Source organism: Candidatus Villigracilis vicinus (genome assembly GCF_016702885.1).
Taxonomy (GTDB): Bacteria; Chloroflexota; Anaerolineae; order Anaerolineales; family Villigracilaceae; genus Villigracilis; species Villigracilis vicinus.
In genome coordinates this window covers 551074-573090 of sequence record NZ_JADJDD010000025.1, presented here as the reverse complement: position 1 = coordinate 573090, position 22017 = coordinate 551074, and the positions used below count along the sequence as shown (strand labels likewise).

23 protein-coding genes and 1 tRNA gene are annotated in these 22017 nt (G+C 52.7%); 11 read left to right on the top strand and 13 right to left on the bottom strand.

Going from position 1 to position 22017, the window contains the following annotated elements:
- The first annotated feature begins 91 nt into the window (after positions 1-91).
- Positions 92-1069 (top strand): integron integrase, encoded by a 978-nt coding sequence (locus IPG80_RS18610; protein ID WP_345110136.1) that lies wholly within the window; start codon positions 92-94, stop codon positions 1067-1069.
- A 4-nt stretch (positions 1070-1073) separates the two neighbouring features.
- Here the strand turns inward: IPG80_RS18610 and IPG80_RS18605 are convergent, their stop codons facing one another.
- The 3 genes from IPG80_RS18605 to IPG80_RS18595 all read right to left on the bottom strand — a co-directional run bounded on the left by IPG80_RS18605 (position 1074) and on the right by IPG80_RS18595 (position 3460).
- Positions 1074-1241 carry a hypothetical protein gene (locus IPG80_RS18605; protein ID WP_345110133.1) on the bottom strand — a complete coding sequence of 56 codons (168 nt, stop codon included), beginning with the start codon at positions 1239-1241 and terminating at the stop codon, positions 1074-1076.
- 90 nt (positions 1242-1331) lie between these two features.
- Positions 1332-2717 carry a hypothetical protein gene (locus IPG80_RS18600; protein ID WP_345110130.1) on the bottom strand — a complete coding sequence of 462 codons (1386 nt, stop codon included), beginning with the start codon at positions 2715-2717 and terminating at the stop codon, positions 1332-1334.
- Positions 2718-2818: 101 nt separating this feature from the next.
- On the bottom strand, positions 2819-3460 hold the full coding sequence (locus IPG80_RS18595) for a hemolysin III family protein (protein WP_345110127.1): 642 nt from the start codon (positions 3458-3460) through the stop codon (positions 2819-2821).
- Between the two features lie 424 nt (positions 3461-3884).
- On the opposite strand from IPG80_RS18595, the gene IPG80_RS18590 reads away from it, so the two are divergent.
- The 3 genes from IPG80_RS18590 to IPG80_RS18580 all read left to right on the top strand — a co-directional run bounded on the left by IPG80_RS18590 (position 3885) and on the right by IPG80_RS18580 (position 5913).
- Positions 3885-4493, top strand: a complete 609-nt coding sequence (locus tag IPG80_RS18590) for an FMN-binding negative transcriptional regulator (protein ID WP_345110124.1) — start codon at positions 3885-3887, stop codon at positions 4491-4493.
- 148 nt (positions 4494-4641) lie between these two features.
- The gene (locus IPG80_RS18585; protein WP_345110122.1) at positions 4642-5160 is read left to right on the top strand and encodes a hypothetical protein; all 519 of its coding nucleotides are present in this window, start codon (positions 4642-4644) and stop codon (positions 5158-5160) included.
- A 105-nt stretch (positions 5161-5265) separates the two neighbouring features.
- Positions 5266-5913 (top strand): 50S ribosomal protein L25, encoded by a 648-nt coding sequence (locus IPG80_RS18580; RefSeq protein ID WP_345110119.1) that lies wholly within the window; start codon positions 5266-5268, stop codon positions 5911-5913.
- Positions 5914-5974: 61 nt separating this feature from the next.
- Here the strand turns inward: IPG80_RS18580 and IPG80_RS18575 are convergent, their stop codons facing one another.
- From IPG80_RS18575 to IPG80_RS18530, 10 genes are all read right to left on the bottom strand, one after another.
- Positions 5975-6574, bottom strand: coding sequence for a CoA pyrophosphatase (locus IPG80_RS18575; RefSeq protein ID WP_345110116.1), 600 nt, complete (start codon positions 6572-6574; stop codon positions 5975-5977).
- A 1-nt stretch (position 6575) separates the two neighbouring features.
- Positions 6576-7118, bottom strand: coding sequence for a hypothetical protein (locus tag IPG80_RS18570; protein WP_345110113.1), 543 nt, complete (start codon positions 7116-7118; stop codon positions 6576-6578).
- Position 7119: 1 nt separating this feature from the next.
- Positions 7120-7959: a tRNA (adenine-N1)-methyltransferase gene (locus IPG80_RS18565; protein ID WP_345110110.1), complete on the bottom strand. Its 840-nt coding sequence runs from the start codon at positions 7957-7959 to the stop codon at positions 7120-7122.
- A 77-nt stretch (positions 7960-8036) separates the two neighbouring features.
- A complete protein-coding gene (locus tag IPG80_RS18560; protein WP_345110107.1) occupies positions 8037-9284 on the bottom strand; it encodes a PrsW family glutamic-type intramembrane protease in 1248 nt (415 codons plus the stop codon).
- A complete protein-coding gene (locus tag IPG80_RS18555; protein ID WP_345110105.1) occupies positions 9284-10519 on the bottom strand; it encodes a peptidylprolyl isomerase in 1236 nt (411 codons plus the stop codon). The genes IPG80_RS18560 and IPG80_RS18555 overlap by 1 nt, the downstream gene beginning before the upstream one ends.
- On the bottom strand, positions 10519-11793 hold the full coding sequence (locus tag IPG80_RS18550) for a hypothetical protein (protein WP_345110103.1): 1275 nt from the start codon (positions 11791-11793) through the stop codon (positions 10519-10521). Before IPG80_RS18550 ends, IPG80_RS18555 begins: the two co-directional genes overlap by 1 nt.
- Before the next feature lie 81 nt (positions 11794-11874).
- The gene (locus tag IPG80_RS18545; protein ID WP_345110101.1) at positions 11875-12615 is read right to left on the bottom strand and encodes a class I SAM-dependent methyltransferase; all 741 of its coding nucleotides are present in this window, start codon (positions 12613-12615) and stop codon (positions 11875-11877) included.
- A complete protein-coding gene (locus IPG80_RS18540) occupies positions 12612-13034 on the bottom strand; it encodes a nitroreductase/quinone reductase family protein (RefSeq protein ID WP_345110098.1) in 423 nt (140 codons plus the stop codon). The genes IPG80_RS18545 and IPG80_RS18540 overlap by 4 nt, the downstream gene beginning before the upstream one ends.
- Before the next feature lie 43 nt (positions 13035-13077).
- Positions 13078-13335 carry a hypothetical protein gene (locus tag IPG80_RS18535; protein WP_345110095.1) on the bottom strand — a complete coding sequence of 86 codons (258 nt, stop codon included), beginning with the start codon at positions 13333-13335 and terminating at the stop codon, positions 13078-13080.
- 181 nt (positions 13336-13516) lie between these two features.
- Positions 13517-14956 (bottom strand): NAD(P)-dependent oxidoreductase, encoded by a 1440-nt coding sequence (locus tag IPG80_RS18530; protein WP_345110093.1) that lies wholly within the window; start codon positions 14954-14956, stop codon positions 13517-13519.
- A 284-nt stretch (positions 14957-15240) separates the two neighbouring features.
- Here IPG80_RS18530 and IPG80_RS18525 point away from each other — a divergent pair, with 284 nt between their 5' ends.
- The 7 genes from IPG80_RS18525 (at position 15241) to IPG80_RS18495 (ending at position 21941) form a co-directional block, all read left to right on the top strand.
- Entirely contained in the window at positions 15241-16503 is a 1263-nt protein-coding gene (locus IPG80_RS18525; protein ID WP_345110090.1) for an efflux RND transporter periplasmic adaptor subunit, read from the top strand.
- Position 16504: 1 nt separating this feature from the next.
- On the top strand, positions 16505-17197 hold the full coding sequence (locus IPG80_RS18520; protein WP_345110088.1) for an ABC transporter ATP-binding protein: 693 nt from the start codon (positions 16505-16507) through the stop codon (positions 17195-17197).
- A gap of 1 nt (position 17198) precedes the next feature.
- Complete coding sequence (locus IPG80_RS18515; RefSeq protein WP_345110085.1) at positions 17199-18461, top strand: ABC transporter permease; 1263 nt, start codon at positions 17199-17201, stop codon at positions 18459-18461.
- Between the two features lie 3 nt (positions 18462-18464).
- Positions 18465-19181, top strand: coding sequence for a hypothetical protein (locus IPG80_RS18510; protein WP_345110083.1), 717 nt, complete (start codon positions 18465-18467; stop codon positions 19179-19181).
- 143 nt (positions 19182-19324) lie between these two features.
- On the top strand, positions 19325-20821 hold the full coding sequence (locus IPG80_RS18505; RefSeq protein ID WP_345110080.1) for a carboxypeptidase M32: 1497 nt from the start codon (positions 19325-19327) through the stop codon (positions 20819-20821).
- A 54-nt stretch (positions 20822-20875) separates the two neighbouring features.
- Positions 20876-21802: a hypothetical protein gene (locus tag IPG80_RS18500; protein WP_345110078.1), complete on the top strand. Its 927-nt coding sequence runs from the start codon at positions 20876-20878 to the stop codon at positions 21800-21802.
- Positions 21803-21867: 65 nt separating this feature from the next.
- A tRNA-Pro gene (locus IPG80_RS18495) sits at positions 21868-21941 on the top strand.
- The last annotated feature ends 76 nt before the right edge of the window (positions 21942-22017 follow it).

Sequence of the window (22017 nt, the reverse complement as noted above, 5' to 3'; positions counted from 1 at the left end):
CCGTTTTGGCGTGTATAACAGCGATTTCGCTGTATAATATCTTATATTCAATAACAACCATTATACAATCACCCACAGGAGGGGGCAAGCCATGGAACAAAAACCCAAAAAACTACTCGACCACTACCGCGACCACATCCGCCTCAAACAATACTCCCCACGCACCGAAAAAACATACATACACTGGGTACGGCAATATATCCTCTTCCACAACAAACGCCACCCACGCGAAATGAACATAACCGAGATCAACCAATTCATCACCCACCTCGTAGTAGACCGCAAAGCCTCCGCCTCCACCCAAAACCAAGCCATCAGCGCCATCATATTCCTCTACAAAAACGTACTCCGCATCGAACTGGACGAAACCACCCTCAACTTCGTCCGACCCAAAAAAGGCAAACGCGTACCAACCGTCCTCTCCAAAGAAGAAGCCCGCAGCATCATATCCAACATGAGCGGACCTTACAAACTCATGGCTCAGATTCTATACGGAAGCGGACTCCGCATCATGGAATGCCTTCGGCTCCGCATCAAAGACATAGACTTCGACAACCACCGCATCATCGTCTTCGACGGCAAAGGCGGCGACGACCGCGTAACCATGCTCCCCGATTCCGTCATCCCCCTGCTAAAAACACAAATTGACCGTGTAACCGCCCTCCACCACAAAGACCTCGCCGCCGGTTTTGGCTCAGTAATCATGCCATTCGGGCTCGGCAAAAAATACCCAGCCGCACACAAACAAACCAACTGGCAATTCCTCTTTCCCGCATCTACCATAACCCCACCCGCACCAAACGACGAAGACCAAACCCCGCACCGCCACCACATCCACGAAACCGCCCTCCAACGCGCCATCCGTGAAGCCACAAACACCGCCAAGATCACAAAACGCGTAACCCCGCACACCTTCCGCCACAGCTTCGCAACCCACCTCCTCCAAGCCGGGTACGACATCCGCACCGTTCAAGAACTCCTTGGGCACAAAGACGTAAAGACCACCATGATCTACACCCACGTCCTCCAGCGCGGAGCCAACGCCGTCAGATCACCCCTCGACCCCTAAACCCCTACCGCCTGCGCCGCCGCAGCCACCGCCCGCCAACCAACAAAGACAACAGCACGCACACCACAGCCGCCCATGAAAAAGCCGTGTTGTCTGTGCTCATACCCACCACCAACAACACCATCCCCAACAGCAGCAACACCCCTGAAACCTTCTGCTTTGTCGTCCGCATCACATCCTCCGAAAAAATAAAAAATCCGCGTTTTACCGTGTAATCCGTCTAATCCGTGTACAGAACTGCTTATTCATTATCCACGGTAACTTACTTCACCGCTCGCACTTCCACAAAAGGACTCGCCCCCTCAAAAAGAGCAGAAGGCACATCCCGCAGAGTCAGCTCGAAAAAATCGAACAGATACGAAGTCACGATCACCGTCACCCGCTTCCCATTCAACGGACCCTTCAACCCCAACTGCGGCGCGATCGGCGAAAACAACGGCAGGTCGCTGAAATCAAAATGCCGCGTCCCATCAATGCTCACCACCCCCAAACCATTCTTCACATTCGGAATGAACTGCCCAAACAACTTACTGCTCGGCGTACCCGTATCATCAGCCCAGGCTTGCGAGAACATAAAGAAAGCCGGTTGCGAAACCCCCGCAGCGATCACCTCCGCCGAAACCGGACGCATAAAAGGATCCATTCCCAACACCGCCTTACAACGCGCATCCGTACCGCAGAATTGGATCACCGCCCCGCCGCCCGTCGAATGCCCATACGCCCCAACCCGACTCAGATCCAGCCTGCCAAAGAACGGATTCGCATCCGCCTCATTCCAAACTGTTAGCTGGTCCAGCACAAAAGACATATCCCCAGCCCATTGATCCACCAAAACCCGCGCCACCTCTTCATAGTTCGGGTCTTTGCCATCCCGCGGCAGCGCATCCGGATTATTCGGCGCAATACTCCCATCCGGGAACACCGTCGTTACAGCCCCATACGTATGCTGCATACCCACCACCACATACCCGTGGCTTGCCAGCTCCAACGCCTGCCCCGCATTCTGCGCACTGAACCCATTCCAACCGTGCGAAAAGAAAATGACCGGAAACGCCTCTTCGTTCACCACCGCCGCCTCGGCATCTTTATATGCCGGAATACTCGTCAGCACCAAATGGTCAAGGAAGAAAGACGGCAGATCGATATACGTTGCGATCGCAGGCGCAAACACCGCCGCATTCTCCATCCACGGCGCGCGCACATCCGTCTCCTTCACCTCCGCCGGATACCAAACCTGGATCATGAACCGCCGCGCCTCATCCTTGCCGGAATAAATTTCGTTTCGAGCCTCATCCACCATTTCAAAACTTCGGGTTCCCACCTGAAAAGGTCCACTGGGAGCAGGGATGCGCGGAATCGGCAACAGAATAGGGATAGCCGTCGCGAGCGCAACCAAACCCACACTTAAGAAAGAAGCGCGCGGCTTCCAATCCTTTGCCCCGAATATTTTTGTCAGGCTGCTGATGGCGATCAACGGCGAAAGAATATAAAGCGGGATCATTTGCCAGCGATACCCCTCCACGGCAAGATGCATCACATTCACAACAACCGCTAAAACGGGCATCAACCGAATGTACACCGGGCGGGGATGTTTCCAAATTAGGTAGACGATCAAAAGAACAGGGATCAAAATTTCAAGCGGACGCATACAATTCCTTTCAACTCTTAAAAACAAACTCACCCTCGAACCAGCGGGTTCGGGGCGAGTTTTGCTTTGGCTGCAATATGATCTGCATACACTGTGCTGAGCTAAGAGAGCGCCACACCCAATACAGCCACAAAATGCGCCGCTGCCGCAAGCAGTACAAAGATATGCCAGACCTCATGAAAACCGAACACGCCCGGCTTGAAGTTGAAGATCTTCGTCATATACACCACGGCGCCGAGGGTATAGATCACACCGCCCACGATCATCCAGGTCAACACCCAGGCGGGCAGTGCGGCAAGCATCTCGCCAGCCGCAGCAACGCTCAGCCAGCCCATCACAATGTAGATGCCCGCGTTCAACCAGCGCGGCGCGCGGATGTAGAATATCTTAACGATGATGCCGATCACCGCCAGCGACCAGATGATGGAGAGCATGCCCCATTTCCAGAAACCTTCAAAGGCATTGATGCAGAACGGGGTGTACGTCCCGGCGATCAGCACATAAATGGCGGCATGGTCGACCTTGCGGAAGATCTCCAGCGCCTTGTCCTTGACCCGCACCATGTGATACGTGGCGCTTGCCGAGAACATAAAGATCAAGCTGATGCCATAAATAACCAGCGAGATCACTTTGGCAGGTGTGCTCCAGCCTATAATGAGCAGGGCAACCAGCCCGATCAGCGCCAGCAATGCGCCGCCCCAATGGGTGAGACTGTTTACAGGTTCGCGTAATTTTTTCAACATAATATTTTCCTTAGGTCAGATCAACTTTCGGATTATAACCAAGTCTGCCCCTGAATAAAAAAGTCTGATAATTCTATAATAGACCCCTTGCGAAAGTCTTAAAAATGTAAACGGACTCCGAAAGTTCTACTTTCGGCAGCATTACCTGAAGTGGAAATAATATAAAAGGACTCCGAAAGTTCTACTTTCGGCAGCATTACCTGAAGTGGAAATAATATAAACGGACTCCGAAAGTTCTACTTTCGACAGCGTTTCCTGAAGTAAAATTTCAGGAATCCAAATCACGTATACAAGAGGTCTAATCTATTAAAGGAATAACCCTCTTGCATACGTGCTCTCGCCGCAGTCCCCGGGGGCGAGAGCGCCGCCTTGAGCAGGATGAAAAACAAACTTTTACAAGAAGTCTAATAAAAGAGGTTCGCGCATGCACATCCCAAAACTTTATCGTGAAGAAGACCGTGAAAAGATCCTTGCCTTTCTCAGGGCAAATAACTTCCCCGCGCTTGTTTCGCACGACGGCGAAAAACTGACCGCCACACACCTGCCAGTGGAAGTCGTTGAGCATGCCGATGGCTCGCTGACCATGCTGGCGCACATGTCACGCGCCAACCCGCAATGGAAGACCTTTGGCGGGCAGGAGGTCCTGCTCATCTTTCAGGGCGCGCATACCTACATCTCGCCGCGTTGGTATAACCATGTCAACGTGCCCACCTGGAACTACATAAACGTGCATGTCTATGGCAGGGTACGCATGTTAGAGGGCGATGCGCTCGCCTCGCTCCTCAGCGGTTTGGTCGCCATGCACGAGACCGGCACCGGCTACAGCCTGGAAGCCCTGCCCGCCGACTTCGTGGAAAAAGAGACCCGCGGCGTGGCAGGCTTTGCCCTCGATGTCACCCGCCTCGAAGCCGCCTCCAAACTGAGCCAAAACCGCGACGATGAATCCTACGCAAGCATTATCAGCCACCTGCAAGAACGCGGCGACTCTGCCTCGGCAGAGATTGCCAAAGAGATGAAAGCCAGACGAAAATAGCTGTTTTTCGCTGATCTATGGGTCAATTGTCGCTGTGCGAGTGCCGAAGCGCGGCTCTTCCTTGACGAACCCCCCTCAAACGGATAAAATCCAAGCCGTTATCAATGAAGCGCCTCCTCGCGGAGGCGCATTTTCTGCCAAAAAAAACATGATCGAACCAAACGAACCCACAGCCCCGATCTCACAAGTGACCAACCTCGCCCAAGTGGACGTGGAAACGGTCAACGCTGAAATGGTGCGTATGCATCAAAGTTCTGCGAGCGTGGTCCACTCCGAAGATGTGGAGTTGAACATGAGCGCGGCGGCGCAGGTGCATGCCGTGAACGTGAAACTGCACGAATCCGCGGCGGCTGTTGTTCATGCAGATGAAGTTACCGTCCAGCATGGGGCGGTGGCGGCGGCTCGAGCGGGTGCCCTCTCTCTTAACGGCGGCGCCGGTGTGGTCGTGGCGGGAAGCGTCGAGTTTGGCAATGCCTATACGGGTGTTGTCGCGGCGCGTGAAGTCCGCGGTGAGAAGATCGAGTCGGTCGTCCTGCTTTCCCGTAACGTGACAGGCAATGTAACCACAGTGATCGATACCCGCGGAGCGGTCATTGCCGGGCTGGTCGGCGGCTTGTTTGCAGGCATCATGCTCCTGCTGGGGCGCATGGTATTCGGCAAAAAATAATTTTGGATGTTCGGCGGGCAAGACCCGCTTTACAGAAATTCTATGATCGGGCGAAGGTAATGCGGCGGAGTTGCCGCGTGAGAGGCGCCCAAGGAGTTAGGTACGATGGAAAAAATAGTTTTGAAGGCAACCAAACGTGATGTGATCGGAAAGCAAGTGAAAGCCATGCGCCGCGAAGGCAAACTTCCGGGCGTGATCTACGGGCGTCATCTTGAGCCGATCTCGATCGCCTTGGACTCTCACAGTGCAGGGTTGGCGTTGGCAAAAGTCTCCGCCTCCAGCCTGGTGACACTTGATGTGGATGGCACGGAATATCCCGCCCTCGTGCGCGAACGCCAGCGCGATTACATCAAGGGTGTTTTGACCCATGTCGATTTCCTCGCCGTGGATATGAATGAAAAGCTCCGCACCAGCGTGGGTCTTGCATTCGTCGGTGTTTCCGCTGCAGTGAAGGATTACAACGGTATCCTCGTTCACAACCTGGAACGCCTCGAAGTGGAATGTTTGCCGGGCGACCTTCCCGAGCGCATCAACGTGGATATTGCCATGCTCAAGCAGATCGGCGATATCATCCGCGTGCGCGACCTGGCTGTCTCCGACAAGGTCCGCATTCTGGCTGACCCCGAAGAGACCATTGCGGTCGTTACCATCACCAAGGAAGAAACTCCCGGTGGTGCGGCTGGTGCCGAAGGTGCCGCCGAAGCTGCCTCCCCCGAACTCAGTGTGGAACGCGGCAAGAAAGACGAAGAGTAATCTCTTCTACGCAGTCAATAAAAAAAATCCGCCATCGCAAGATGGCGGATTTTTTTTATTTTTATAACAGTCCAAGGATCTTCAGGAAATTAACCGTCATCCTTGCGGTTGCGCCCCATAATAGTTCGCCATCATACGGATGATAAAAGATCACGCTGCGCTCTGAGCCGGGCAGGGAAAATTCCCAGTAGTTATTGCGGTTGGCGAGCCACAACAGCGGCATGGTAAAGACCCGCGCCACTTCCGCGCCGGAGGTTTTGAACGCATACGGAAATTGGATGATGCCCACCACGGGCGTTACTTTGAATTTGCTGATGGTCACCATGCGGCTCAGGGTTCCAAGGATGTTTACATCGGTTGGTCGAATGCCGATCTCTTCATCGGCTTCGCGCAGGGCGGTTTCTTCCGGTGTGGTTTCGCCCTCGTCACAGGCGCCGCCCGGAAAAGAGACTTGCCCCTTGTGTGATTCGACCCGGTCGGTGCGCCGCGTGTACAGGATATGCCATTCGTTCTGGAAGAACACCAGCGGCACGAGGACTGCCGCACATTTCAAATGCTCATCCGGGTGGATGGGGATCTCTGCATAACCGTCTGATTCCGCGTGAGAACGATCCAGCTCGGCTAATTTATTTCGAATGAATGCTTCGGTGATCTCGGTCATGCTAGGCTTCAGCGCGAACGGGGCTTCCACAGTAATCGCATTCGGCGGTTACCTCGTCCAGCCACTCCACTTCATCCGGGCGGACCGCCGCACCGCAAGATGGACAATGCGTGGGCAGGATGGCGCGTTTTTGGGGTGAAGAAGATTCTGCTGTCAGCTGAGTGGGCAGGTTGTTTTTGATGAGCGCTTCGATCTCATCCGCTTCGGCTTGCAGTCCGCGCTCCCGCAATTCTGCTGTGATGCGCGCTCCGGCTTTTTGCACCCGGTGAAAGCGTTGCTGGCTGGCAAGCAGGGTCAAGCCGCTGCGAAAGTGCGCGACTGCTTTTTTGTGGTCACCGCATAAAATGGCGGCGTGACCGGCTTCAAAATAAAGGAAGGGCGCCCGCTCAGGGAAACGCTCTTCCGCTTTTTGTGCCAGGTCATGGAATGTCAGCGCGGCTTCGGCGTACTCCCCGGCATCCATCAGGCGGCGGGCGCGTTGCAGGGCGGGCGGCACGGGTGGGGGCGGGGTGCCTCTTAAGAATCTTCTTGCGCGTCGAAACATATTAGCGCTCCTCCTCAATGCCGATAATTTCTTTTGCCAGCGCCGCGCCGCGCGGGTCATCGCTGGGTTCGATCTTGCGGGCAAAGACAAGGTAGCCGGTGTGTGCGATCATGCGGTCTGTCGGGCGCAGGCGTGCGGGATTGGTCTTGTAATAGCGCAGCATCAACTCGCAGACTTCCACGAAGGCGAAGTCGTATTTCTTTAAAGCATACAGGATCTTCTCGACCTGGTTATAGGTTGGCACGAGTGTGCCAAAGAAACCGCCGGGTTTGATGGCGGCGCGCACCTGTTGGATGTAGTCATACGGGTTTTGCACGTCGAGGAAGAAGGCATCGGCGTCCGTTTCATCGAAGCCTTCCTGGATGTCGCGCAGTTTGAAGTCTACGCGTGAAGCGAGACCGATCCGTTCGAGGTTTTTACGCGCCAGGTTTTGCGTATCCGGTTTTTGTTCGTATGAGACGACGCGACCCTGAGGTCCGAGGGCGGACGCCATTGCGATCGTCATGGACCCGGAGCCTGTCCCGGCTTCCAGGACGGTTTGCCCCTCTGAGATGCCCATCTGGATCAGGATGTAGCCGATGTCTTTGGGGTAAAGGATTTGCGTGGTGCGCGGCAGTTCGTTCAAAATATCCGCCATCGAAGGCTGAAGCAGGAAGAACGGTGCGCCGGTATGGCTGAAGACTTGCGAGCCCCAGGGTTTGCCGATCAGGTCATCATGCTTGATGACCCCGCGATGACTCTGGAAATCACCGCCGGGCTGCAGAATGAAAATGAAATGCTTGTGCGTGAGCCCGACCAATTGGGCAAGGTCGCCCTCGCGTGCGTTGAGTGAATAATTCATGCCGGAGATTTTACCTTTACTTCATTGAAAAGACTGAAGTTCTTTTTATTTACGGAAGCAAAGCCCGCAACATAAAATTAGCCGATCTCTTTTGGGTTGCTTTCCAGGGGCTCTGCAGCGACTGGGCTTGTTAGCGGCTTGCGCAGCCTGCGGTTAAATTGGAGTAATAGCACAGCCACCCCAATGCCCATTGTCATTAATCCGCACAGCAGGGCGGGCGCAAAATTGAAAAACCACTCCGGCTTGCCGATGCTCTCCCCAAGGATGGCGAGTCCTATTCCAGCGGCAGAGGCATTCCAGATTCCGTGAATGAGGACGGCGCCAATGTATGCAGCGAAGAAACGCCGCGCACGCTTTTCCTGAATCGCAGCAATGATGCCCCAGCCCACCAGACCGCTTGTCAACATGTGAAGCAGGCTTGTGCCGGTGCGGGCACCAACGATGAAAGCCCAACTGGTACTTCCGTCTGCGCTGGCATTCAGGCTTTCAAAGAGCGCAAATGCCGCGCCGCTCAGCACGCCCAGCGCAAATCCCTGCGCCGGTGTTTCGATCTGACGGGCAAAGAACCAAAGCGCCAGCGGTTTGAGCAGTTCTTCGATCAATGGCACCAGCAGGGCAATGTACCCAATGCCGACTGCGATCACGGCGGGGTTGCTCAGGTACGGTGTGACTGCGGCGAGCATGGCGTCTTCGCTCATGGACTGGTCTGCCATATTCGCCAGCGTTTCCAATTGGTTGATGAGTGCGGGCTGGGTTACGGCAACATAGATGACACCAAGAATAACGACAGTTACAAGGATCACGATTTCCAGCACGATCATGATCATGGGGCTTATCGTCATCCCAAGCCCGAGGATGGAGAAGAAACGCCAGCGCGGACCCAGCTCAATGCCGTTGGAGGCGGTGCCAAACAGCAGCCAGATCGGCGGCACGATGACCATAATCGTCAATGCCGGCAGGACCAGCCAGTTCAACCAGGGCAATTCTGCCATAGTGAACGCTCCACCAATGAGGATGCTAAAGAACACCACCACAGGGATCACGATCCACAACCACCCCGCGAATGGAAATTTGAACGAGTGATCGGCTTGTTCAAGTCCGCGCGTCTTTTGCAGCACGAACCAGGAACAAAGCAGCAGCAGAACGCTCACGAAGCCAAAGGCAAACGCGCTGATCATGCCTGTTGCAGGGTCAGCACCGCCGCTGAATAGATCAAAGAATGAGGTAAAACCAAATAAGATAACGATCAACCCCAGGATCAATAAGCTGAAACCAAAAACGATCAGCACCAACAGAGACGCCCAATGAGTTTTCTTTGTTTGCATTATTTCTCTTCAATGCTTACATGCAGGATCATATCGCCTGCTGGTAAATATCCACCCTGCGAAGGGTCGCGCGGAGTCAGGTTTTCTGCCACATCCTGTCCGTTGATGACTTGCCCAAAGATGGTGTAGTTTTTGTTTAAATGCGAGACGGGTGCATAGGTGATGAAAAATTGACTGCCGTTCGTATCGGGTCCGGAATTTGCCATGCCTACCATCCCGGGGCGTGTGAAAGTTAGATCGCTGAGCTCATTGACGAAAAAATAGCCTGGGTTGCCCCTGCCCGTGCCGCTGGGGTCGCCTGCCTGGGCAACAAAGCCGGGGATCACACGGTGGAAGGTCACGCCGTCGTACCAGCCCTGCCGCGCAAGAAAAATGAACGAATTGACCGCAAATGGCGCCTTGTCTGGGAAAAGTTGAAGGACGATATTTCCTTTTTCGGTTTCGAGGGTTGCAATGTATTGTTTTGAGGCATCCACATCAAAGGGCGGGCAATCGCTAAACTGTTTCTGCCCCAGCATAATGAGACCCACCGTTTCACTCAAACTTTTATAGTCAAGAAAATATTGTTGCAGCGAACCATTGATGAAGACCAGCGGCGCGGTCTGAATGGGCAGCTGTGCCACCGCCTCCTGCGCCGCCTTGAGCTTGTTCTGCGCTTCATCGGCATTCATCGCCGCTGTAAGCTGATCCACATCGATCCCTGCACTGGGAGCTGTGCGCAGCAGCCATGCCTTGAACTCTCCCGGGCTCATGTTTGACCATTCAAGGTTATTCACAAAAAGCAGGTCGTACATTTCCCAGAACTTGCCTTGTTCTTCTGCAGCGAATGCAGCGAGGATTGCGTCGTCTGATTTGTCGAGGGCATCCGTCAGCGGCATGGGGCGGAAGACAAAGCGAATGCCGCCCGTATAGTGGCGCATCAACTCTGCGATCGTCTGCGCTACGGCGAGACAGCCTTGCGATTGAAAGTCGCAGTATTCGAGAATGGTAACGGGTGCATCTGTCGGACCGATGGAGTAGTCCGCTTCGGTGATGAGGGGCACCAGTGTCTGCTCATTTGGCAGCGGCGTGGGTATTGCCTCAATGACTTTGCAGGTGAATTGCGGGGTTGCCGTCACCGGAAGGACCGGGTTGGAAACCAGGGCGGGTGTTGGGGGTGCTTCCTGCGAAGAGGCGCATGCAGTTAAAAAAATGGCGGCACAAAGTAAAAGCAGCCCGTATAAGATTTTTTTCATTATTGGCTTATCGCTTCCTGTAATTGTTCGAAGGACCACATCCATGCCATGGTCTTGATGAAATCGGCGAGGGAGTCACTTTGCGCACGCAAGGTACGCACGGCGGGTCCAACCGGGTCTTCACCGGCGGCGCCGCCGGGCGAGTCGGCGTAGGCGCCGTGAAAGGCGAAATAGGCCTGGTTGATCTTGCGCAGCAGGTAACCATTCTTTAGGAAGACCTGTCGGCGTGCTTCCATGTAGGCTTCGGCTTCGTCGATCTTCCCCTGGGCCAGCAGTTCATCAGCGTGGATGCGGGTCTCATGCATTTGCGCGCGGAAGTCAAAGGGCGGGCGGGTTAAGGTTGCGGGGTCGGGTCGGTCAAAGGAAAGCGAGATCAAATTCAAGTTGGGGAAGGCGGCGGGTTTTAATTCCGGGTAAAACTTTTCGATCACCAGCGCTCCGATCTCATCCCCTGCAATGGAGGCAGCAGTTTCGTTCATGGTGCGTAATTCCGGCGTTTCACTGTATAACAGCCCGAGCGGACGTAATGTAAGATAGTTGTGGATCCATTCATGGGCGATGGTGTTGAGCACCCAGGGCATATTTGTGGTGCGCATCACCATGGTGGGGTAAACGCCAATGCCGCCGATCTGCACGATGAGTGTTGAGACGTTCAAGCCTTGTGTGATGTCATCTTCCAGTTTTACCTGGTCGTCCACGGTCAAGTCGGTATCTACGGAAATGTTGGCGGTCTGTTCGATGTGGTCGCGCGGTGAGACGATCATTGCCATGGGCAGGGGTGTGGAGTGATACCAAACGTTCGGGATCGGCTGCCCGGCGGCAGTGAGATGGATCTCTGCCAGTACCTGGCTGATCTGGTCTTGTAATATGGCTTCCGCCAGGGGTGCGATCTTGTTTTGGCGCTCGTACAATTTTTCAAGTTCTTCACGGACCGCTTCTGTGGCTTTTTCTTTATCGGTAATGGATGCGTCGGCATACAGCCGGGAAAGCTCGTTCTCTTTTTCGAGAATACTTTGCGTGATGGCGAAATATTCCATCACGATCCGTTTTTGCTCGGAGCTATCCAATGTGTATGGCAGGTTGAGCGATGCGGTGCGCAATTTTATGATGGCGGCATTTGCTATCCACTCAACGTAATCGAATTCCAGGCTGCGGGTGTAGGCGCGCACCTTTTCGATGGGGTTCGTGAGTGAGGGGTTGCTGTAGCCGGTCATTGCGGCTAGGATGAAGAGCAGGATCGTGATCTCGAGCCCGCGTAAAATGCGTTGGATCATGCGGCGGATTATACCTATTTCGTTCTCTGGAATGTTTAATTTGAGTTTATAGAACGGATCGGCAGCTGCAACAGACTTGATCTAGCTGCGTTGCGCAACGAAGATCATTAAGCGGCTCGCTGGTGTAAAAGGCTCACGGTTCCAATCTCCATAAAGGTGTTCGATACGAAAGCCCGCCTTGGTTAAAGATACGGTCAGTTCGGTTTGACTGCGAAAGCGTAATTCACTGCTGACCACCACATCTTCGCCTGTGTCGCTAAAGATATTATGCCCTTCGAAGTGTACGATGCCATTTTTTACACTTAACAAGTCCAGCCAGCATTCCATGCTTCCAAAAGTCGTCTCGGACTGTTCGTAGGTTTTTTCGCGAACCCATGTTTCCCAGGCGCGCGCTTCCGGGTTGCGGCTTTCAAATGCAAGATAGCCTCCCGGGCGCAGGGTTTCGAATAGGGCGTGTAGGGTTGCGTCCCATTCGGTATCGTCGAGGAATACCTGTGCTACATTGCCGGTCATGACTGCCAGGTCTGCTTCCTGGTTTCCCATGTTTGCAGATGCGCCCTCAACCCATTGAACTTGTCCTGCGCCGGGCTTTTCTTTGGCGATGGCAAGCATGGCTGCGGAAGGGTCCACACCAATGACTTGCCGTCCGGCACTTGCCAGTTCGCAAGTCAGTAGCCCGGTGCCGCAACCCAGGTCAACGATGCGACGGGCGTGGGTTTCTTCCGCCAGGGCGAGGTAGAAATCTGTATCCTTTCCACGTGGATTATCGCGGTCGTAAAGCGCCACCAGGCGCGGGTCAACATAATGTGCGTCCAGTTTCATTGGTTTTGCTCGAAGATCATGATCGGGATCTGACGGGTGGTCATCTTTTGGTAATCCAGGTAGGGCGGGTGCCGCTCGGTGACGAATTTCCAGTAGTGCTCATATTCACTCCCTTGCGCCTCTCGTGAGGTTACTTCAACGATATCGCCATTGACTTCCAAACGGGCATGTGGGTTTTTCTTTAAATTCAGATACCAGTCGGCGTTCTTATCTCTTCCCCAATTCGATGCCACGATCAAGTACCTGTTTTCATGCATAAAGTAGGCAATTGGGATGGCACGTTCCCGCCCGGATGTGCGCCCAACTGTATGCAAGATGAGGATGGTCTGTTTGCCGAGTTTGCTCCCTGCCCGCCCGCGGCTAAGGCGGATAAGCAGAGAATTGACCGACATGAACCATTTGATCAGAATATTTTGCATTCATGTTGGACTACTGCTGTAAAAAGATTCTTTCGGCAACGGCTCACTCTTCTTTTCTATTTATAATGATGTTTCCATTACCAATAATGATATTCCCCTCTACAAGGGATCCTTTGATCGAGATGGTTGCGTTTTCGGTGCCGTTCTCACTATTTTCTTCTGGTAAATATTCTGTGCCGCAATGCGGGCATTTAAGGGCTTGCCCAGACAAGACGATATTTTTACCTTCAGAGGTATTGCCGTGAGCTTTTTCGACCTCAAGTTTTCCTCCGCATTGCGTGCAAATAAATGGTGCTGACATAAGGATCTCCTCGTATTTCTCTCAGGTGGGAAGAATATCTCTTAGGTTAAGGCTTGCATGGAGAACCGTCAAGCACCCAAAGGTTGGGTTGTAAATTTGCGCTTAAAAGACGCACGGCAGGGCTGGTGTGCCCTGCCGTGCTAACGACCTGCTGCCCTCAACAGGTAATTCTTAATTTATCCTATTTACTTTTCAAATACTGATCGATCGCCCGCCCGGCTTTACGTCCGCCGACCATGGCTGTGACCACAAGGTCGGGTCCGGTGGCGCAGTCGCCGCCGGTGAATACACCCTCGCGGCTGGTAGCACCTGTGGCTTTGTCTTTGACCGAGATCAGCCCCCAATTGTAGGTTTCAAGTTCTGGGGTGGTCTTGCTGATGATCGGGTCGGGCCAGTAGCCGAGCGCCAGAATGGCTGTATCGGCTGCCACGCTGAAATTCGAGCCTTCTACAGGTACAGGTTTGCGGCGTCCTTTTGCATCGGGCTCACCGAGTTTCATTTCAATACATTCTACAGCGGCGAGTTTCCCGTCTGCTCCGGCAATGAATTTGACCGGCTGAGTCAGGAAGCGGTACTTGGCACCTTCGTCGCGTGCCATCTTGCGGTCTTTCTTCCCGCCGGGCATTTCTTTTTCGGTACGGCGATACAAACAGGTCACTTCTTCAGAGCCAAGGCGCAATGCGGTGCGCAGACAGTCGGAGGCTGTATCGCCACCGCCGACCACGACCACCCGCTTGCCAAGCTCCAAAGGTTTCTTCATATTCTCCGGCAACTGTTCCATTGGAATATTGCCGCGGATGAGAAAATCTGTCGCTTCATATACGCCGGGCAGGTCTGTGCCGGGCGTGTCTTCCATTTTTGCGTCGATCTCTGAGCCGACGCCAATGAACACGGCATCAAACCCTTCGGCGAACAACTGATCGATGGTCTTGTCCTTGCCGATGTAAGTGTTTGGCACGAACTTCACCCCGGCACGTTCGAACTCTTCCCATTTCTCTTCCCACACTTCTTTTGAAAGCTTGAAATTGGGAATGCCATATACCAACAAACCGCCGGGCGCAGGCTTGGAGTCGAAGACGGTCACAGCATGACCTTTTTGAAGAAGGATGTCTGCGCAGCCCAACCCAGCCGGACCTGCCCCGATCACCGCAACTTTTTTGCCGCTGGGAACCGCAAGAGAAATGAGGTGACCTTGCGTGCGGCGTTCGTAATCCACTGTAAAGGCTTCAAGTTCACCGCACAATACAGGTGTGTGATGTTTGTTCAATACACAGGAACCCTGACATAACGCTTCATGCGGACAAACGCGTCCGCAGATCTCAGGAAGGGAGCTGGTTTTATGATAAATACCGGCTGCCTCCACGAACTTTCCCTGTTCGATCAACCACATGGCGGAGGGAATGTCATTGGCAGTGGGGCAGGCAACCATACAAGGAGCCGGATCTGGGCAATGGATACAGCGTGCCGCTTCTACCATGGCACGCTCGGGGTCGAACTCGATCACTACACCGCCGAAATCACATTTTCGTTCATCCGCCGGACGTAGATCAAGGTCATAAAAGGGACGGTTTGCCCGTTCCTTGCGATCGATTGCCAAAAATTCACTGGGGACTGCCTGCATTCTGCCTCCAAAAAAATCGTACAGATAAAGTATCCTTGGATGATAACCAATGAAATTGGATAGACATAGACTTAAATGTCACAAATCCCAGAGACAATCGTCATATTGTTTATTAGATGTTTATTAATGGAGTTGAATGCAAGGGGAAAAGCCGGGATGAATGAATTAAAATCAATTAGTTAAAATCTGCACAATTTATCCACAAGGTTTTGGGTGATTTGTGTTATATCAATGTAAGAAAACTGCAATGCAAGCTTACTGTACCCTGTTGGAGGAGTTCTATTATGCGTCAATTTTTCTCAAGATTTTCCCGGCGAACGTGGATCATCATCGGTGTGGTTGCGGTGATCCTTCTGTTCGTTGGTATTTCATTTGCCCGCCCCAATGAAGAGGTGACTTTCCAGACCCTTCTGGCGGAACGCGGTGACCTGGCAGCGTATGTAGGCGCGACAGGAAGTGTCCGTGCCAAGCAGACGGCTACGTTAACCTGGCAAACCAATGGCATCGTTGGTGATGTGAATGCAGAGATCGGGGAACGTGTTGAACAAGGGACTATCATTGCCAACCTTGATAAAGCCACTCTCAGCCAGAATATCATTTTGGCAGAAGCAGACCTTTTCAGCGCGCAAAAAGCATTGGACGAACTGCTGCAATCGAATACCGCCCTGTACGAAGCTGAAAAAGCGGTTGATAAAGCCGAAGAAAGTTATCAAAAAGCATACAACTGGCGCATCGAACTTAATGGCAAGATCGATATTAAGGAAGCGTATTACGACCAGTTTGGTAACCTGAAGATCAAGGAATATAAAGGAAAGGCCAGCGAAGAAACGATTGCAGATGCCGAGCGTGATCTTGCCCTTGCCGAATCCAAGCTTGAAGATGCCCGCCGCGCCTATGAGCGCCTCTTACAAGGGCCAGATTCAGATGAAGTAGCCTCTGCTCGTGCGCGTGTGGCTGCTGCCGAAGCCACCCTGAATCTTTCAAAGCTTATTGCGCCTTTTAATGGAACGATCACCCAGGCGAGCTCTGTTATCGGCGATCAGGTCGTGCCCGGCAAAGTGGGCTTCCGCGTGGATGACCTCTCCAGTTTACTGGTGGATGTGCAGGTCTCCGAAGTGGATATCAATCGTGTTGCTCTTGGTCAGACTGCCACCCTTTCGTTTGATGCCATTTTAGGCAAAGTCTACAATGGCGAGGTCGTGGCGGTGGGGCAGGCGGGTGATACTATTCAAGGTGTGGTGAGTTTCACCGTCACCGTGGAATTGACCGATGCGGATGAACAGGTCAAACCGGGCATGACTGCAGCGGTTAACGTCATTGTTGAGGAAGTGAAAGACACACTCCTCGTTCCGAACCGTGCTGTGCGCCTTGTAGATGGCGACCGGGTTGTTTATATCCTGCGTGATGGTGTGCCTACACCTATAAAGATCACATTGGGCGCATCTTCAGACACGATGAGCGTACTTGCAAGCGGTGATATTAAGGAAGGGGATGAGATCATCCTCAATCCGCCAGCGTTCAACGGGGGTCCTTTCGGTGGAGGCTAGCATGGACTGGGTCATTGAAGCACGCGACCTGAGAAAAACCTACGTGATGGGCGAGATCGAAGTGCAAGCCTTGCGCGGCGTTTCGTTTACGGTAGAACGCGGCGAAGTTGTTTCCATTATGGGACCTTCCGGTTCAGGGAAATCCACCATGATGAACACAATCGGCTGCCTCGACCGCCCTACCTCGGGTGAATATATTTTGGATGGCGAATCAGTTGCTCAGATGGATGACGATCAGTTGGCAAGTGTTCGCAACCGCAAGATCGGCTTCGTCTTTCAAAGCTTTAATTTGCTCTCACGCCTCACTGCGCTGGGAAATGTGGAATTACCCCTGCGCTATTCAGGGCTTACCGAAGGTCGTCGTGCCAAGGCACAAGCCGCACTTGAAGCGGTTGGGCTTCAAAACCGAATGGGGCATCGTCCCTACGAGTTATCTGGCGGACAACAACAGCGTGTAGCCGTTGCCCGTGCTCTGGTTAACAACCCTGCCATCATCATGGCAGATGAACCGACAGGTAACCTTGACTCGAAAGTAGGCAAGGAGATTATGAGTTTGTTGCTGAATCTAAACAAAGATCTTGGCACAACGTTGATCATTGTTACTCATGATCCGAAGATCGCCGAACAAACCCAGCGCGTCATTCGCCTGCGCGATGGCGAATTAGATACTGGTGTTGCAGAGAAGGAGGGCTAACATGACATTTACCCAGGCTCTTTTGGAAGCTCTCGAAAGCTTGAACGGCAATAAAATGCGTTCAGGTCTGACCGTGTTAGGCATTGTCATCGGTGTTGCGGCGGTCATTGCCATGTTAGCGGTTGGCAACGGCGCACAAGCATCCATTACCGGTTCCATTTCAAGCATCGGCACCAACTTACTGTTCGTCTTTGGCGGTGCGCCAAATCAAGAAGGTCCTCCCGGTTCGGGCGGTGGGCGTAGTAATGGAAACAATGAACGTCCGCTTACAATGGGTGATGCGAACGCTTTACTGGATACTTATGCGGCGCCGTCCGTTGAAATGGTTGCTCCTGCCATACAGGGCAATAACTTGTTGACGTTCTCCAGCGAAAAGACAACCACCTCTATCTCCGGCGTCACTCCTGAATACTATACTGTTCGTAACCTTGAACTGGCAGAAGGCGAATTTATCAATCAGGAACATATCCTTGGGCGCATGTCTGTTGTTATACTCGGACCTGAAACTGCCATCGCTCTATTTGGTCATGCCGACGGTATTGTCGGCGAAGTCATCCGTATTGAAGGGCAACCCTTCCGCATCATTGGCGTTTTGGTGGCACGTGGCGGCGGCGCATTTGGAAGCGAAGATAACGCCGCTTATATTCCTTTTACGACCGCCCAAGCCCGTCTCATTAAACGCAGTACGCGCGATGAGGTTGACGTCATTTTTGTGCAAGCTACAACGGCTGAGTCGGTTCCGCAGGCGGTCGAAGAGATTTCCAATATTCTCCGGCAGCGACATCGAACCCCTGTCGGTGCAGACGACTTTACCGTTTTCACCCAGCAAGACTTCCTTAGCATCTTTGAATCCATTACAGGTGTGCTGACCATCTTCCTTGGCGGCATTGCGGGTATTTCCCTGTTGGTTGGCGGTATTGGCATTATGAACATTATGCTGGTCTCTGTTACAGAGCGTACAAAAGAGATCGGGCTGCGTAAAGCGCTTGGGGCGCGTAAACGCGATATTCTTTTGCAGTTCCTAACCGAGTCTTCCTTATTAAGTCTGATCGGCGGCATTATCGGCGTATTTTTTGGCTGGTTGATCGCGGTCATTGTTGAGCAGGTTGCCACGGCAACCGGCAATAACTTTATTCCCATTGTCGGCACGGATGCCATCCTACTCTCGACAGGTTTTTCTGCGATCATCGGTCTCTTCTTCGGCATTTACCCAGCCAGCCGCGCCGCAAGCTTGGAGCCGGTGGAAGCTTTGCGGTACGAATAAATTATGGTCAATACCCGAAAGATCGTTTCTGCCCTGCTCCTTGTTTTGGTGGCGGGGGGGTGTCTGCCTGCGAGACAAACGCCAATAAGCGACGCAGTGCAAGTTGTGGAGACTTCCACTGAAGAGCCGACGGCAACAGTTACGTCTGCGCCTCTTCCTACGACCACGCCTGTTCCTGTCACCGAGGTGCTGCCCACGCTGACATTCACTCCGGCGCCCTCTGTACGCATCCTTGCTGTTAATGGCAATCTCTATATTCGCCGAGGACCCGGCACTGCCTATAACACCGTTGGTTATCTAATGAACAGTGTCAGTGCAGATGTGATCGGGCAGGATATGCTTTCGAAATGGGTGCAAGTCATCATCCCTGATTCTGAACAATCCGGCTGGATCTCTCTTCAAACCCCTTATTCACATATTGACGGTGACCTGTCTGATGTTCCGGCATTCACATTTACAGAATGGGCCGAGGCATCTTATGTCAAAAATTGCACAGAGCATGATTTGCTCATCATGCCAAATGAAATTTACCTGTATTCGCTCTGGACGAACAGCACCTATAAGAATCAATCCCAGATCGACCCGGGGCGTTACGAAATCTTTGATGTTTCTCTTCCTGATGAACCTCTTGTGGATGTGTTGGATATTCGTGAAGGTCAAATGATCTATCTGACGAAGAACGGATTGGAAGAAGAGCATAACTGCCCCGAAAATAACTGAGCGTAAAGCGGGTACATTTTACGAAAGTGATACAATCTGGCTGAAACGACGCCAATTGCAGCGAGGGAAAAGTTCAGGGAAACGGGATCCAAACCCTGATCGAGTTCGAGGCGCTTCGTGTCAAATAAAACTGGAGAATTGTTATGTCTGAAAAATTGGTTCAGTTGAAGGAAATCCTTGGGGAAGTGTCAGACCTTGGGTCTGCCGGATCTATTTTGAGTTGGGATCAACAGGTGAATATGCCGCCCGCCGGAGCCGAAGCGCGTGGTCAGCAGCTTGCTACGCTGGGCAAGATCGCTCAGGAAAAATTCACTTCTGATGAAGTGGGCAGCCTGCTCGAAGATCTCAAAAAAGAATATACAGACCCGAAGACTGATGAAGGTGCGCTCATCCGCGTAACAGCGCGCACCTACGAAAAAGCCAAGAGTGTGCCTGCTGAATTCATAGCGGAGCAGGCGATCGCTGCGACCAAAGGGGTGGAAGCCTGGGTAGAAGCGAAAAGCAAATCAGATTTTTCCATCTTCCGTCCACATCTCGAAAAGAATGTGGAGTTGGTGAAAAAATATGTTTCCTTCTTCCCGCCTGCTGATCATCCCTACGACACTTTGTTGGATGACTATGAACCGGGTATGAAGACTGCCGAGGTGCGTGAGATCTTTGGTAATTTGCGCCCCAAGCAGGTTGCCTTGATCAAAGCCATCAGCGAATCCAAACAGGTTAAAAGCGAATTTCTGAACAAATCGTATAACGAAAAGAAGGTGTGGGATTTCGGCGAGGCGATCATCACCAAATTCGGCTATGACTTCAACCGTGGCAGACAGGATAAAGCCCCGCATCCCTTTGAAACAACGTTCAATGTCAATGATGTGCGCATTACCAATCGTTATGAAAAGAATGCGCCGCTTGCCACACTCTTCAGTGCCATGCATGAATGCGGTCATGCTTTGTATGAGCTGGGCAGCAACCCTGCTTATGAGCGTACGCCGCTTGCAGGTGGCACTTCGCTGGCAGTGCATGAATCGCAGTCCCGTATGTGGGAGAATCTGGTTGGGCGTTCCCTTCCGTTTTGGGAGCACTTTTATCCCGAACTAAAAAAGACCTTCCCGACACAGTTGGATGGTGTCAGCCTTAAGAGTTTCTATCGAGCCATTAATAAGGTCGAACCTTCGTTCATCCGTGTTAATGCCGATGAAGCTACCTACAATCTGCACATCATGCTGCGGCTCGAGATCGAGATCGGCTTGGTGGATGGCAGCATGGAAGTCAAAGACCTGCCTGAGATCTGGAATGCTAAAATGCGCGATTATCTTGGCGTCACTCCACCCAATGACAGCCAGGGTGTTTTACAGGATATCCACTGGTCGTACGGTTCCATTGGCTATTTTTCGACGTATGCACTTGGAAACATCGTTTCGGCGCAGTTGTGGGAACAGATCAACAAAGAGATCAAAGACCTCGATGAGCAGATCCGTAAGGGTCAATTCGGTGAATTGCGCGAATGGCTGCGCGCAAAGATCCATGTTCATAGTCACAAGTATGACCCCCAGGATATCGTCAAAAAAGTCACCGGCAGTACCATCGATTCTGCCGCCTATGTACGTTATCTGACGAAGAAGTACAGCGAAGTGTACGGGCTGTAAACCGCTTCGAATCAAGAGACGCCCTAGAAGAGGGCGTCTCTTCTATTCCCAATTATGAAACTTCGACTTATCCTCTCCGCCTCTCTTTTCGGACTTTTAGCGGCATGCTTGCCTCAATCAGCTCCTGCGTCCACGCCACTGCCGCCAGATTATCTGCCAACGGTTGTTGCGTTGACTGGGCAAGCGGCTTTTGCCACCGCCGCCGCGCTGACTCCTACAGCTACGGCCACAGAAACACCTCTGCCCCCGATTTCACAGCCGGTGGAAATTCCACCCACCGCTACACCCACACTTGCTGCAGGTTTTACTGAGTTTGCACAGATCCGTTTTGTATCGCCGGGTCCCATGTCCAGCCTGACGTCGCCGTTCATATTACAAGCTATCATTGCTGCGGGTGAGAGCAACACCATTCAGATAGATCTGCTCGGGGAAAACGGACGTGTGTTGCAGCGCGAGATCAAAAAACTAACTCGCAATCCGTTAGGCGTTTTCCAACGTTTCGACATTAAGTACGAGATCCGGGCAGTCACTGAGGCGGGGTACATCCGCATTAGCACGAAGGATGATTTTGGCAGGATCCAGGCATTGAATACCATGCCGATCCTTATCTATTCGGTTGGGACGCCTCAGATCAACCCGCCTGGGAATTTTATCTACGAACGCGTGGCGATGGACGGATTTAAAGAATTGTCGAATTTTTACGCGGGCGAGGTCGCTCTCAAAGGGCGTATCTGGCCGTATAACGACCAGCCGATCGCCGTCGAGCTTGTGGATACGAAAGGAAAGGTTCTCTCCACTCGTATTCTGCGCATGAATGGTGTTGATACTCAACCTTTCGAAACTGTCCTGCCTTATAAAGTCACCGAACCGACGGCGGCGCGTCTGACCTTCCGGCAGGATAACCCCTTGGTCGGTTACAGCGACCCGGAGCTTGGCAAGCTGGTCTATGTGTATACGGTGGAAGTCATTCTGAACCCGTAATTTGCCTTGCCAAAATAAGTCACAATGGTATAATCTGCCCGCTATTCCCCATGCGGGGATGAAATCGGGGTGTGGCTCAGACCGGTAGAGCGCACGGTTCGGGTCCGTGAGGTCGAGAGTTCAAATCTCTCCACCCCGACAGCATTTTTTACACCGCCTTACCCGAAGGCGGTGTGTTTGTTTAATGTTCAGCATTATAATAATTTCAAACCTTG

Excerpts from the sequence above, each read along its gene's own strand:
- IPG80_RS18610 (WP_345110136.1), top strand. The coding sequence starts at position 92 with ATGGAACAAAAACCCAAAAAACTACTCGACCACTACCGCGACCACATC.
- IPG80_RS18605 (WP_345110133.1), bottom strand. The coding sequence starts at position 1,241 with ATGCGGACGACAAAGCAGAAGGTTTCAGGGGTGTTGCTGCTGTTGGGG.
- IPG80_RS18600 (WP_345110130.1), bottom strand. The coding sequence starts at position 2,717 with ATGCGTCCGCTTGAAATTTTGATCCCTGTTCTTTTGATCGTCTACCTA.
- IPG80_RS18595 (WP_345110127.1), bottom strand. The coding sequence starts at position 3,460 with ATGTTGAAAAAATTACGCGAACCTGTAAACAGTCTCACCCATTGGGGC.
- IPG80_RS18590 (WP_345110124.1), top strand. The coding sequence starts at position 3,885 with ATGCACATCCCAAAACTTTATCGTGAAGAAGACCGTGAAAAGATCCTT.
- IPG80_RS18585 (WP_345110122.1), top strand. The coding sequence starts at position 4,642 with ATGATCGAACCAAACGAACCCACAGCCCCGATCTCACAAGTGACCAAC.
- IPG80_RS18580 (WP_345110119.1), top strand. The coding sequence starts at position 5,266 with ATGGAAAAAATAGTTTTGAAGGCAACCAAACGTGATGTGATCGGAAAG.
- IPG80_RS18575 (WP_345110116.1), bottom strand. The coding sequence starts at position 6,574 with ATGACCGAGATCACCGAAGCATTCATTCGAAATAAATTAGCCGAGCTG.
- IPG80_RS18570 (WP_345110113.1), bottom strand. The coding sequence starts at position 7,118 with ATGTTTCGACGCGCAAGAAGATTCTTAAGAGGCACCCCGCCCCCACCC.
- IPG80_RS18565 (WP_345110110.1), bottom strand. The coding sequence starts at position 7,959 with ATGAATTATTCACTCAACGCACGCGAGGGCGACCTTGCCCAATTGGTC.
- IPG80_RS18560 (WP_345110107.1), bottom strand. The coding sequence starts at position 9,284 with ATGCAAACAAAGAAAACTCATTGGGCGTCTCTGTTGGTGCTGATCGTT.
- IPG80_RS18555 (WP_345110105.1), bottom strand. The coding sequence starts at position 10,519 with ATGAAAAAAATCTTATACGGGCTGCTTTTACTTTGTGCCGCCATTTTT.
- IPG80_RS18550 (WP_345110103.1), bottom strand. The coding sequence starts at position 11,793 with ATGATCCAACGCATTTTACGCGGGCTCGAGATCACGATCCTGCTCTTC.
- IPG80_RS18545 (WP_345110101.1), bottom strand. The coding sequence starts at position 12,615 with ATGAAACTGGACGCACATTATGTTGACCCGCGCCTGGTGGCGCTTTAC.
- IPG80_RS18540 (WP_345110098.1), bottom strand. The coding sequence starts at position 13,034 with ATGCAAAATATTCTGATCAAATGGTTCATGTCGGTCAATTCTCTGCTT.
- IPG80_RS18535 (WP_345110095.1), bottom strand. The coding sequence starts at position 13,335 with ATGTCAGCACCATTTATTTGCACGCAATGCGGAGGAAAACTTGAGGTC.
- IPG80_RS18530 (WP_345110093.1), bottom strand. The coding sequence starts at position 14,956 with ATGCAGGCAGTCCCCAGTGAATTTTTGGCAATCGATCGCAAGGAACGG.
- IPG80_RS18525 (WP_345110090.1), top strand. The coding sequence starts at position 15,241 with ATGCGTCAATTTTTCTCAAGATTTTCCCGGCGAACGTGGATCATCATC.
- IPG80_RS18520 (WP_345110088.1), top strand. The coding sequence starts at position 16,505 with ATGGACTGGGTCATTGAAGCACGCGACCTGAGAAAAACCTACGTGATG.
- IPG80_RS18515 (WP_345110085.1), top strand. The coding sequence starts at position 17,199 with ATGACATTTACCCAGGCTCTTTTGGAAGCTCTCGAAAGCTTGAACGGC.
- IPG80_RS18510 (WP_345110083.1), top strand. The coding sequence starts at position 18,465 with ATGGTCAATACCCGAAAGATCGTTTCTGCCCTGCTCCTTGTTTTGGTG.
- IPG80_RS18505 (WP_345110080.1), top strand. The coding sequence starts at position 19,325 with ATGTCTGAAAAATTGGTTCAGTTGAAGGAAATCCTTGGGGAAGTGTCA.
- IPG80_RS18500 (WP_345110078.1), top strand. The coding sequence starts at position 20,876 with ATGAAACTTCGACTTATCCTCTCCGCCTCTCTTTTCGGACTTTTAGCG.